General features: G+C 33.6%; 10 protein-coding genes and 1 pseudogene. 6 read left to right on the forward strand and 5 right to left on the reverse strand.

Going from position 1 to position 12962, the window contains the following annotated elements:
• Positions 1-39 precede the first annotated feature (39 nt).
• From AC6CH1_RS13110 to AC6CH1_RS13120, 3 genes are read right to left on the reverse strand one after another with little or no spacing between them, the layout of a single operon-like run.
• On the reverse strand, positions 40-414 hold the full coding sequence (locus AC6CH1_RS13110; protein ID WP_498317912.1) for a hypothetical protein: 375 nt from the start codon (positions 412-414) through the stop codon (positions 40-42).
• Positions 407-2461: a DNA sulfur modification protein DndD gene (gene dndD / locus AC6CH1_RS13115; RefSeq protein WP_498317914.1), complete on the reverse strand. Its 2055-nt coding sequence runs from the start codon at positions 2459-2461 to the stop codon at positions 407-409. Before dndD ends, AC6CH1_RS13110 begins: the two co-directional genes overlap by 8 nt.
• A 10-nt stretch (positions 2462-2471) precedes the next feature.
• A complete protein-coding gene (locus tag AC6CH1_RS13120; RefSeq protein ID WP_008405460.1) occupies positions 2472-2654 on the reverse strand; it encodes a hypothetical protein in 183 nt (60 codons plus the stop codon).
• A 975-nt stretch (positions 2655-3629) separates the two neighbouring features.
• On the opposite strand from AC6CH1_RS13120, the gene AC6CH1_RS13125 reads away from it, so the two are divergent.
• A complete protein-coding gene (locus AC6CH1_RS13125; RefSeq protein WP_498317916.1) occupies positions 3630-6440 on the forward strand; it encodes an AAA family ATPase in 2811 nt (936 codons plus the stop codon).
• A gap of 182 nt (positions 6441-6622) precedes the next feature.
• Here the strand turns inward: AC6CH1_RS13125 and AC6CH1_RS13130 are convergent.
• Positions 6623-6813: pseudogene (locus tag AC6CH1_RS13130) on the reverse strand (tyrosine-type recombinase/integrase); the annotation flags it as partial.
• Positions 6814-7132: 319 nt separating this feature from the next.
• Between AC6CH1_RS13130 and AC6CH1_RS13135 the strand changes: the two are divergent.
• Positions 7133-8092 (forward strand): nucleoside hydrolase, encoded by a 960-nt coding sequence (locus tag AC6CH1_RS13135; protein ID WP_498317918.1) that lies wholly within the window; start codon positions 7133-7135, stop codon positions 8090-8092.
• Between the two features lie 480 nt (positions 8093-8572).
• Here AC6CH1_RS13135 and AC6CH1_RS13140 read toward each other — a convergent pair whose 3' ends face one another.
• Positions 8573-9403 carry a glycerophosphodiester phosphodiesterase gene (locus AC6CH1_RS13140; protein ID WP_251690261.1) on the reverse strand — a complete coding sequence of 277 codons (831 nt, stop codon included), beginning with the start codon at positions 9401-9403 and terminating at the stop codon, positions 8573-8575.
• Between the two features lie 724 nt (positions 9404-10127).
• Here AC6CH1_RS13140 and AC6CH1_RS13145 point away from each other — a divergent pair.
• The 4 genes from AC6CH1_RS13145 to AC6CH1_RS13160 all read left to right on the forward strand — a co-directional run bounded on the left by AC6CH1_RS13145 (position 10128) and on the right by AC6CH1_RS13160 (position 12772).
• A complete protein-coding gene (locus AC6CH1_RS13145) occupies positions 10128-10622 on the forward strand; it encodes an RNA polymerase sigma factor (RefSeq protein ID WP_251690259.1) in 495 nt (164 codons plus the stop codon).
• On the forward strand, positions 10619-11167 hold the full coding sequence (locus tag AC6CH1_RS13150) for a zf-HC2 domain-containing protein (protein WP_251690258.1): 549 nt from the start codon (positions 10619-10621) through the stop codon (positions 11165-11167). Before AC6CH1_RS13145 ends, AC6CH1_RS13150 begins: the two co-directional genes overlap by 4 nt.
• A 1-nt stretch (position 11168) precedes the next feature.
• Positions 11169-11849 (forward strand): YfjL-like protein, encoded by a 681-nt coding sequence (locus AC6CH1_RS13155; RefSeq protein WP_251690257.1) that lies wholly within the window; start codon positions 11169-11171, stop codon positions 11847-11849.
• Between the two features lie 170 nt (positions 11850-12019).
• Positions 12020-12772, forward strand: coding sequence for an SDR family NAD(P)-dependent oxidoreductase (locus tag AC6CH1_RS13160; RefSeq protein ID WP_251690256.1), 753 nt, complete (start codon positions 12020-12022; stop codon positions 12770-12772).
• Positions 12773-12962 lie beyond the last annotated feature (190 nt).

Genomic DNA, 12962 nt, shown 5'->3' on the forward strand with positions numbered 1-12962 from the left:
CAGTATACGTAGCTAAATAAGCTACATATACTGTCTTTTTTAACTTAGTATTAATACTCGAATATCCTCAATTGAAGTTTTGTTCTCAATTTGATTTTGAATCTCGCGAAGACCTTTTTCAATATAGAATGCAAAATATTTATTGATGTCAATATCTGAAATCACTTGGTTCAACTCATTGATAATTAAATGCTTGAAAAGTAAGTAGTCACGATCTTTAATAATATTTTCAGGGACTAACCAATTGCCTGAGCCTTCAAACTTTTGAATTTCTTCAGAAGGATTCAAGAGTGAAATTCCTTTAGCTAAACCTAATTTAATAATAATAGGAGTATCATTAATATCTAAAGATATTTTTAATGAGTCGACAATGTCCTTAGCTTCTTTGGAAATATTAAATTTTGTATTACCCAATTTCTTTCACGTCCTTAATAAAGTTAAAATACCCATCCCGGATAACAGTATATTTTTTCTGTTCATCGTAATGTAATAAATATTGTTTAGCAGAACATTCTTTCATAATATTAATATATTCAGAAGTAACTTCTGTGTCAGTAGATAAAATAATAACTTGTTCACTTAAATGACGATAATAATGTTCTATTAAGTGAGTACGGTGGTGACTATCTAATCGGCCAAGTGGAGTATCTATAACAACTGGCAGATTTAAATTTGAGGCACGAGTTAATGCCCAAATAAGTGATGAAGAAATCATTTGCATTTCACCAGCAGAACGCTCTTGGATACTAATTTCTTGCATTTTATCGTTATAAAGACGAATAGTAAATGTATCAATATCGAATTCAATTTTCCCGAATTCATCTTGCTTTCGGAAAAGTTTCTTAAGCATTAATTCGAATTCATTTTTGATAATCATCGCTTTCTTATATGTGTATTCATCTTCGTATTTAACAATAGCAGCAATAACACGTTCTAAATACTGTAATTCTGCATAGAGCGCATCAACGTTACCACCAACAACTTTATTTTTAGTTAATTTTGTCTCTAAAGCGCGCTTTTCTTCAGCAAGTTTACTCATATTATTAATTCGAGCCGTTTGACGCAATTGTTCTTTTCCAATTGCTTCAGTCAATTTTTCAATTTGTTTTTCTTCTTTAGATGTGTCCGTTGCTTCAGGTGCATTTTTTAATTGTAATATAATTTCTTCATGTTCAGTGTTGAGGCGGTCAATATCATTAATTAGAGATACTAATGGTTTTATTGTATTTGTAGAAAGATTTAATAGGAAATTCAAGTCGCTATTATTTAAATCATGTAATTCTTCTAAGTCTGGAAGTTCTTCAACCTTTCGATTACTATTTTCAAACCAAATACTTTCACCTGCTACTTTTAACTGTTTAATTTGTTCTTCAGTTAACGAAGGGGTAGTAGTCACAGTTAATAATTTCTTTATAAAATTTTCATATGGTTGTAAGATCATATTATTCATCGATTGTTGTTCACGGTGTTTCTTCTCATTTAAAATACGTTTTTTTAGTGCTGGTATTTTACTTGAAATTAAAATTTGAATCATATTGTCCTTGAAAAAACTAATGATTTCTTGTTGTTTTAAAGAAATGTGCTGTTCAATTTGTCCGATTTTTTTAGAAATAGATTCCCGGGACTTGGAATTAATTAATAATTTTTCATGTCTAGTAGATTGAAGTTGTTTTTGTTCGGCTTTTAGTTCTTGAAGTTTTGATGACCCTACATCAGCACGTTTTTTCATTTCTTCTAACTTACCTGAAATTTCATCAAACTTATCTTGAATACTTTGGATATCCTTAGATCCACTTGCTTTTGTTATCTCTTTGGTAAGATTGTTTTTTAAAGTCGATAAATCATTAATTAATTGAGTATTTGATTTCATACCGGAAATTTTTTGAATCGCATTTTTCATTTCTTCCGTATTCTGTTTTTCAATTAATGTACGAATTTCTTCGCCATCAAAAATAAAGAAAGGTGCTGCATAAAATGGAATTAAACGATCAATAAATTGATAGTAACTATCAAGGTTATCAATCCTAACTTTTTTAGGTAAAGATTTACTTGTTTCTTTTATTGTAATTTCACGTACTTCATGCCCTGATTTTTTGTATGCATCAATATACCATTTCACTGAAATTTTCCATTCAGCACCTGCATCCGTTTCAAGGACTAATGATACAGAACATTCATTACCACCTTCATCAAAAAAAGTATTGTTGATTACATTTGAGAAGACTTTTACATATTCTTTTTCAATTTCTTTCGGATCTGTACTATTTGTGATGCCACGCTTCCCAAACAAAATATAAAGGATTGCTTTTAGAAAAGTAGTTTTACCTGCTCCATTCAATCCACCAAATAAAATGATATTTTTATCAATTTCATCATTACTATTCTTAGGAATGCTTAAATCTACTTCTTGAGTTCCATAATAAGTTTTATAATTTTTGAATGTTAATTTTTTGAATTGCATTTTAGGTCTCCTATTTTGTTTCGTTATTTACTGCAAATTTTATTAAACCGTAGTATTCGTTAATTCTTTGACCCGATGTAGTTTTTTTATATGCAAAAGCATTAGCTGTTTTTAAGATATCAGATAATGTTTTAGTCGAGAGATTATGATCTTCAGCGATAGAAGCTATTAATTGTTCTTGAAACTTATTCATATAAAATATCCTTTCTGTAACATAAAGATTATTGACAGCAATATGCAATAAAATTATGTTAATAATTATTCTTATATTTCATCTTATCAAAAAACTGAAAATAATACATCTTGGTTATTAGAAAGGTATATAATTAAAATTATATAGTTAGATTGTATTAGGTGTTAATAGAAGGGGAATAGAGGGAATTCAGCAATCGGGTGCTTTCCTTAAATTGAAGTAATTCCAAAAAGTTAGACATTGTTAATTTAAGCAGGTTCGGAGGATTGAATTCGGTATTGTACCGGACACAATCCTTTTATTTCCCTTAATATGATTGTAATATACAATTCAAGTTCAAACTTAAAGGGATTCATATTTTCCAATTTTTGCATTACTTAGTGTAATGTAATGGTTTCATCATGGAAACCAAAATAAACTGGTAAATTAAATTCTTTTCCACCTGCCTTATTCCAGCATTCAATAAACCATTCAGTAATCATTGTTCCTTAATAATATATTCTTCCTCATTCTGTTTATAGAAATCATAGAAATCCCAAAAAAGTATAGAGGATTCACATCTGTTCATGAATGAAGGGGTAACCATTCGTCACTTATTAACTCACGCACATGGGCTGAAAATTTGTGATGTTAATAAACTTATAAGTGAATATAAACCAGGTGAATTCTGGGCATATTGAGGTCCAAGTATGGATCTGTTGACATTTTGAGTATTTAAGTTTTAAATACAGCAACTGTAACCTAATAGAGAATTAACTAAATTTAATAATTGTTAAATACCAATATAATTTTTAATAAATAAAGCCAGCCGATATATTATTATAAGGATTCAGGACAAGTCTTTTAAATATACAAATTGTTCATTTATGTATGAATTGCCCTCTAAATAATAGTTTGGTGTCTAACATTTACAGGACAGTTCAGATAAAATTTAAATACAATGAATGAAACATACAACAAAGAGGAGCTATCATAATGTTATTAAATCCTATACATGATTGGTTATTACAACTAGAAAATGTTAAGCTTACGGGTATCCTAACTGAGAAATTTTCTAATACAAAAGTTAATAATTATATAGAAGGTGAATCATTTTTATCTAGTAGTATTAATTCATTAGCAATAAAAAAAGGTCTGAAGGTTGCTAATGGTGGTGAGGATCTACCGATTATTCATAAAATAGATGGGGTTTATTTACATGAATTTAGGCCTCGTTCGTCGATAAACTATAACTCTGTGGAATTTAAACAAGTAAATATTATTTATGGTAAGAATGGAACTGGTAAATCATCCTTATTAGAAGCAATTGAATTTGCTATAACAAATGAAATTAGAAGTGTTACGGATTATAAAGATAAAACATATAAAAATATGAGTACTGAAGTAATTTGTACTACTCAGAATGGACAAACGGTACTTTCATCAAGTAAAAAAACGGACATGCTTAAGAAATTAGAAGCTTTTTGGTACGGAACTTCTTCTGGAACTGGGAAGGTAATGTTAAATGACCAATTTTTTCGGTTCAATTTCTTTGATACTTATTCTGCTTACAAATTTGCTCTTGAGGAATCAGTCGACCCTGCGAAGAGAAAAGATTCCAACTACATAGATAAGTTTTCTAGACTTCTATTTAGTGACCAAGTTATTGTCATGGAGAAAAACTGGCTACGATATAAAGATGCTTTTGAAAATCAATTGAATGAATTAACTAAAAAGTATGAAGATAGGCTTTCGAGCTATAGTATGTACAAACAATGGGCATCTGAAGAAAACTCATCTCAGTATAATGTTAAGTTGTCTAACACTTTATCACTTTTACAAAAGATGAACATAAATGTTCGATATTTAGAGAGATTGAAAACAAATAAAGAAGAGATTTTAGAATTTTTCGAACTTTTATTACAGCACATTGAAACTGTAGATCAAAATATTTATGTTGAGAATAATAAAACATACTTAGAAATTATGCAGAAAAGGCAGTCTCTATTAAGCAGTATAAGTAGTATTTCGGATGAAATAGAAGAAGACAGGCAAGCTTTTCTAAAGTTAAACGATTCTAACTTAGAAATAAAAGAGAAAACTATTCAAACTGAAAGGGAAATAAAAGAAAAAAACAAAGAGATTAAATATATTGAAGAGACATTGGAAAGTTGCAAACTGCTATCCCCTATACTTTTAAATGAAAGGATTGCATCAAGGGTAAAAGAATTAAGTGCCTATGAACAACAAATAAGACAATATCTTTACTTTATCCAAGTTAATAAAAAGTCTTATCAAAAGGTGCATGAACTGGATATAATTTTTTTATTGGAAACTGAGGAAATCAAGCATCTTAAAGAAGCGCTTAAAGATTACGAAAATCAGTACCAGACTTTAGCGCAAAATGAATCAGAAATGAAAAATTTATTTAATAAGATGGAATCAATCCAATTAAAACTTGTAGATTTGGGTATTGAATATTTAGAATATGCTGATTCCTCTAGTCAAAATTGCCCATTATGTGGAACAAGCTCAATATCTAAGAGTAAATTAATTGAGCAAATACAAATGACTGTAAGTACAAAAAAAGAAAAAGGGATTGCTTCTATATTAAAAGAAAAGAGAGAGCTTGAACATGATATATTAACTATTAGGTTGAAGCTATCTAGACATGAGGACAGTCAGAATTTTTTGGCATTATATGAAGAAGCTTGCAAGATAAAAGGATTGACGAGAAAAGATTTCACCATAGATTTACAGCAAATGAAAGCAGTAATTGGTAACTACGACGAGACTGAAAGCGAACTTCAAAAAACGGAAGAACAGCTCTCCATATTAGCAAATGAAGGGTTTACATTAGAAAAAATTAATGAAGCAGAACATATTTTGAATACAAATACATTATTTTTAAATGCATATTTAGATTTAAAACAATTTATTAGTTATTTGAAAGAGTCAAGAGATGAAAAATTACGACAGAAAGCGAATCTTGAAGCTAAGTTGAAAGAGTTAGAGGATACAACTCATAAATATTTACTTGACAAAAAAAGAATTTTTGGGAAGAAAATTGAAAATCAGGAAATATTTGAAGAGAAGAGTAAAATCTTAAAAGAAATAAACAATGTTGTACAATTGATAAAAGCAGGTTCAGCTTATTTTACAATACCTGAAGATATGAAAATAGTAACCTGGCTAAATTTGTTCAAAGAGGCACATATCAAATTTAAGAACTTAGTTAATGAATTTGATTCCCCTGAATATTATCAAAGAAGAATGAAGGAAACAGAAAAAGAAATTGAGAAATTAAAAGTCTCTTTGAACCATGTAAAAGAAGCTGTAGACGGAATTAATGGTCTAAGAGCATTATCTTCTTATGCAGAGGAAATTGTAAATCAAAATATTGAAAAAATAAATAAATATTTCAAGTTATTGCATGCTTCAAACGAATTTGAAGAAATTGTTGTTGTACCAGAGGGTATTTTGCTAAAGAGGAAACACTATGATCAACTATCAAAACCCCATGAGCTTAGTACAGGACAAAGAACAGCAATTGCGTTATCTATATTGTTAGCCCTTCATTTTTCTGCAACAAATGTTCCAAAGGTATTAATGTTTGATGAGCCAGTAGCGAATATGGATGAAGGACAGGTAGCATGTTTTTTAGATTTACTTGGGGAATTTGCTTCTAAAGGAGAACAAATCTTTTTTACAACGTCTAGTGAGCAAATGTATAAAACTTTAAAAGAGAAGTTTTCTAAGATAAAAATTGAAACCAACTATATAGAGTTAACAAGGCCTGACTTTTGAGATATGAGTAAAATTAGTGAAAATGAATTAGAATTACGTGACTAAGATTCACTAAAAAGCTAGTAAGAAAGAAATTCAATTTTCTCTTGTAGTATAGTTCTTAATTGTGTTTTAAAACAAAATGTCTAAAATGCCAAGTACATTTATCATGTTTTGGCATTTTATTTTTATTTAACAAGAACTTATTGAAGATAAGCTTCAAACTTTAGAATAGTATCTTCTTTTGCACTCAAAGAAACATGAGCATAAATATCCATCGTAGTTTTCATATCCGAATGTCCTAAACGATCCTGTACCTTTTTAATCTCCGCTCCAGCCTCAAATAGTAATGAACAAGCATATGTCTAAATCCATGAGTTGAAATAGATTGGAGTTTAGTAGCAGAGAAGTATCAAATAAGTTTTGATGAGCCACCGCCGTCTCCATATTTTTATAGTAATCAGAAATGGCATTATATCAACGTTTATTTATGATAAGGTGTTATCTGATGGTTTATTACCTTTGAATAACACCTTCTTTAATAATTTTTCAAAATCAAATCTAGTCTGTCCCAGGTATTTATGGCCAAAGCGATATTAGAAGAATTCCAGCCATTATCGGTTTCTGAGCAAACATCTATCGGGAAGCTTTTCATTTTATTTTTGTCTATAATAATACTGAGACTATAAATGAAAGAATTAGGTGAATACAGCATGATAAGACGACCGTTAATTATTGACACAGATCCAGGTATTGATGATGCAATGATGCTAACTGTAGCATTTGCCAATAAAGAGATTTTTGATATTCGTTTAGTAACGACTGCATCTGGAAATATTTCGCAAAGTAAGGCGAATTACAATGCCCATGCATTTTTACATTATATTGGAGAAGACGTGACGATTGCACGAGGGCTTGAACAGCCGATGTTCCGCAAGCTTGAAGTAGCAGAGGAGATTCATGGTGCATTTGGTTTTGGAAAAGTAGAGTTTCCGAAGGTGGACATACCGGCAAATGTCCGTCCAGCAGTTGCAGCTATGCGTGAAACGATTTTAGCGAGTGAGGAGAAGGTAACGATTGTTGCGACAGGTCCCTTAACAAATGTCGGGGCATTATTACTCGCTCACCCAGAAGTAAAGGATAACATTGAAACGATTTCATGGATGGGTGGCGCAGCTCAAGGTGGCAATAAAACAGCCGTTGCCGAATTTAACGCCTTTGTAGATCCACATGCTGCTCAAATTGTGATGCAATCAGGCGTACCGATGAGCATGTGCGGTTTGGATGTGACGCACAAAGCATTCGTCACACAAACAGAGGCGGAAAAAATTCTAGACATTGGTACAGAGTTTGCCCAAAAGGCTTATGATCTTGTGACATACTACTTGGACGTAGCGAAACCAACACCTTTTAGTGAGCCGCATTACGCCGATGTGCTCCGTTTCCATGACGTTTCTGCTATCATGTATTTACTGCATCCTGAGTTTTTCAAAGGAACAGACTACTATGTAGAAATGTCGACGGAAGGTATTACAACAGGTGCAACAGTCGTAGATTTACACAATTCAACAGGCAATCAACCAAACGTGCATGTATTGCATGATGTGGACCGCGAAGCATTTGTTAAAGTATTTATGGATGCCGTGCAGACGATTTCAGATCGATTATCTTAAGAGGAGCTGGCTAATAACCTCCTAAGTAAAATTAAAATATATGCTCCTAATGGAACTGTGCCTGGCATTTTTTTAGTTATGCAAAAAACCAACCCTTGGTGCTGCACCCCCAAAGTTAAAACTAACTTTAGGGGTGATTTTTTTATGCCAAAATATAAACAAAAGCGCTCAATATCCTTTGTATTTCAACAAATGCGCGTTTAATTCGGCCTCGCTTCATTGTACACTTCTGTTTACCTGGTAATGGATCAATTCCTAAATAAGCAGGAAATTCATATCGTATATGAGTGGGAAGCGGTCATCAAAAATTGCAATATGAGAAGGCCCTGAATAGCCTAGTGTTCCGTGAATTCGAATGTGACTGCGACTTTCTTTAAAGAGTCGCTCAATTGCGTTGGAAAGCTCGACTTCTTATTCTAAAAAATCCAAATAAAAAAGGAGTAGCAACTACTCCTTTTCTTGAACTATTTTACAGGAATATTAGTTTCTAGGATCTACATAATCCGGATAATCAGAAATGATTGCGTCAACGCCCATTTCAAATAGGAAGTCTGCTGCTTCTTGACTACGAACCGTCCATGAACCAATTTGCATTCCAAGAGAGTGAACTTGATTCACTAATTCTTCCGTCACAATTCCATAACTTGGGTTAAACCAATCCGAATAAGTTGAAAATTCCTGTAAAGCTTCTAATGTTGTATCTGCTCGGTTAGAAGTTAATACACCGATTGGAACTTGAGGAAGAAGCTGATCCATTTTTTTTATTGATTCAAAGTTAAAAGATTGAATAATGATTTTTTCATTTTGTGGTTTATCGAGATTTCGTTCTATTAATGCTGCTGCTACTTGTTCTTCAATACCAGGGTAAAGCTCTGGGGCCTTTAATTCTATTAAAATTCCAACTTTTCCACGGTAAAGATCTAGAACTTCTTCAAATGTTGGGATTGGTTCTCCTGTAAATTGTTCCCCTTTCCAACTACCTGCATCAAGACTTCTAAGCTGTTTAAATGTTAAATCTCCAACTTTTCCCGTTCCATCTGTTGTACGATCTACCGTTGTATCATGAATCAATACTAATTCACCATCTTTACTTCGTTGAACATCGATTTCAATATAATCGGCTTTCATATCAACTGCTAGATCAAAAGCGGCAATCGTATTTTCAGGTGCATAAGCTGTTGCACCACGGTGTGCTACATTACTCACTTGTTTTCTTTCACCTACTGTTGGTTCTTCTGCAAATGATTGACTGAATGGGCTTAATAATAACGATAAGGCCATACCTGTTCCCACTAATAATTTTTTGCTCATTTCTCCATCTCCTATCTAAAATATGATTCATATTTATTTTAGAAAAGGGATGTTAATAGAATATATAGATATATGTATAGCTTAATAAAGATTATGTTAACGAAATTCGCTCTTTTTCCTTACGATTATTTACAAAACTAGTAATAGAATAGTAATGGAATTGTATTCTCTACTGCTATATTTTACCTACTACACTCGGGTGAACTCTAGTATTTCAAGGAGCGAGCGCTATCTGTTGTAAGGATTACGCTCTTTTCATAGGGGGCGAATGAAATTGATCTTAATGATGTTGAGCTATGTTTTATGAATCATTTTAGATCTCAGACAGTAGGGGCTATAAGAGGTGTTGTTATGAACAACGAGAAAGAGTCACAAGTTTACATGGATGCCGTGAAGACGATTTCAGATCGATTATCATAAGAGGAGTTGGCTAAAAGCACAAGGAAGAGCTTCACCTAGTGCTAGTATTAGAGGTTCCGTAACCTGAAAGCATGTACCTTTTTTAGAGTAATTGGAATAGAGGATTTCGGTAATGAACCGAAGTTCTCTTTTTTTTGCTGTTCATGGGAGCTTTTACTCCGATACTAATCAGGAGTCATAATATATCTGCGCCTGGCTTAAGAAATCTACGGAAACACTAATAAAAAAATTTTTTAAAATAATCTGTAACGAAATAGAAGGTCATGGTATTAATACTACGAACAACAAGAAGGTGAGGGCAGTTATGAACAAGCTAGAGGAACAATATGAACAAATTCATCCAAAACTCTATGCGTTTTTTTTATCCAAGACAGGAAATCGGATGACTGCTCAAGATCTTTGCCACGATACCTTTTATGAGGCCTGTAAAAGCATTGGCTCCTTTAATGGACATTCCACCTTGTCGACATGGATATTCGCAATTGCGGGGAATTTGTTAAAAAAATATTACCGGAAAAACAAGTATCAGCAAAGCTTAATGCAAAAACTCGCAGCGATTCCGGAAACTGAAATGCAATCAATAGAAGAGTTGGCAGAACTCAATGAAGACACGAGAACACTTTTACATCATATTTCAAAATTAGATGATGCCTCAAGGGAAATTGTATTGCTGCGTATATACGGAGAACTGAGCTTTGCAGAAATTGGTGTCTTAATTGGTAAATCGGAGAACTATGCGCGGGTGACATTTCACCGGCTGAAATTAAAGATTCAAAAATTAATGGAGGTGACTTTATGAATAAGGAATGTCCGATTATACAAGACCTTTTACCTTTATATGAGGAAGATTTGCTTCAGCTAGGGACAAAACAATTTGTCGAAGAACACTTGAAAAGTTGCCAAGAATGCCGCCAGATTGCAGAACAATCTCAAATTCCGCTACCTGTGGAAGTAGAACAGGGTGGTGGCTCTAAAAAAATGATTCGGAAAATCACGCTGAAGCTGACAACGATACAGATTTTCTTTGTTGCGATTGCCTTTATATTGGCGATGGGGACGACCGTGATGAATAACAATAGTGGATTTATCCTGACCTATGCCTTATTGGGCGCAGTTACGTATATGTTTTACCGTTCAATTCTTATTGCCGTTCTGCTTGCAGGGGTACCGAATTTCATTTGGAACTGTCTGTTGTATATGACGGACTGGTTCGGATTATTTTATGCAAACAGTTCTTCGGAAGCTTTTTTCATCGCACTCACAGCCGTGATTGTCCATTTAATATTTACTTTTATCGGCATTGCGATCGGCTTTTGCATTCTTAAAATAAGAGAGGAAAATTAATATGAAAAAGAAAATACTATATAGCGTGATTGCTGTTTTATTAATTGGTGTCCTAGTATTCGCTTACATGCAAATGAGCGGAAATACAGTGCATAAACAAAGAGCAAAGGAGAGCCTGGAAACATTTTTACAACAAACTTATCCAGACATGGCCTTTGAGATAAAACAGGTAGGGTACGGTTGGACGGATGTCACGTATGAGTTTGAAGTAGTGAAAAAGGATTCGCTGGCAGTTGAAACGACGTATACGTTTTATGTCTCTGGTATGGAGCCTTATGAAGTTTTTAGTGATACTATTCATGAAACGAACATAGACAAAGAGGTATCCAACAAGCTGAGCGCAGAAGCAGAGCAGTATATTTTAACACTTCTTCAAGGAGAAGTACCGCAAGTTAATTCAGTGTCTACTGATGTGGGTGTATACGACAATGTTGCCGAGGCATGGACACCGAAGCTAAAAACACCCAAGCCGATGCACATAATGCTTGAGATTGAAAAAGGCGATTTGACAAAAGAACAAATGCTGCAACAATGCAAGACCATACAGGAGTTACTGAATAATGAATCCATTAATTATTATCTGACTGAGGTAGGGTATCGCAGTGTGGAAAACGGAGAAGAAATTTATGAATATGCCAGCTTTACTCCAGATCAGGAATTGACATTGAATGATTTAGATTAAAGCGAATTTCTGTAATAGCATTGGTCCAGATAGGGCATAATAACTTAGATTGATAATTTGCCTCTAAAATGATGCAGTTGTATATTTAATTTGTTAGTAACAAAAATTTATTAACGATACTGGGAACAATCACGTTAGGTTTGTGATTTTTCTGAGAAGGAGAAATTGTATTGAAATTAAAAGACAAGGTAGTGATCATTACAGGTGGTGCTGGCGGTATTGGCGCTGGTATGGGGCGTGCAATGGTAAAAGAGGGCGCCATTGTTGTGGCAGTTGATCTTAATCCGGAAGCAGGCGCAAACGTATTAGCGGATTTACAGCAACACTCACCACAATCTAGCTTTATTGAATTTGATTTAACTAAGCATGATCAACTAAAAAATGTCGTGGAACAGGTTGTCGAGAAATATGGCCGTTTAGATGTGTTGGTAAATAATGCACATGCTTCTAAACAGGTACCATTCCTTGAAACAACACCAGAACATTTGGCATTGTCAATGGATACAGGCTTCTATCCTACATGGTATTTAATGCAGGCGGCTATTCCACATTTAAAGAAAACACGCGGCAATATTATTAACTTTGCTTCAGGTGCCGGGTTAAAAGGGCATAAAACACAAGCTGCCTATGCCGCAGCGAAAGAAGCGATTCGCGGGATTACGCGTGTTGTAGCAAATGAATTTGGTGCGGATGGTGTTACAGCGAACCTGATTTCACCAATCGCTAATTCAGAGGGTGTACAAGCATGGGCGAAAGCACAGCCGGAATATTATGAAGGTGTACTTGCAGGTATTCCGATGGGTAAATTCGGTGATCCGGAACAAGATATCGGACGCGCTGCTGTCTTTTTAGCTTCGGAAGACTCTAAATATATAACAGGTCAAACATTGATGGTTGATGGCGGCTCGATTATGCTTCATTAACATCGTACATTAACTAAATAAAACAAACGGATAAAGGGATAACTCCCTGATACCTCTATAGAACATGCGAAGGCGCTTTCTTTTAAGAAAGCGTCTTTTTTTGCTCGAGAATATTATATGGTAAAGGTTTCTTTTATTGATTTCTCCCTAATTAATGACAGTTTACTTTTATATCGGTGGGGAAACGGAG

This window comes from Solibacillus sp. GQ1 (assembly GCF_059758555.1).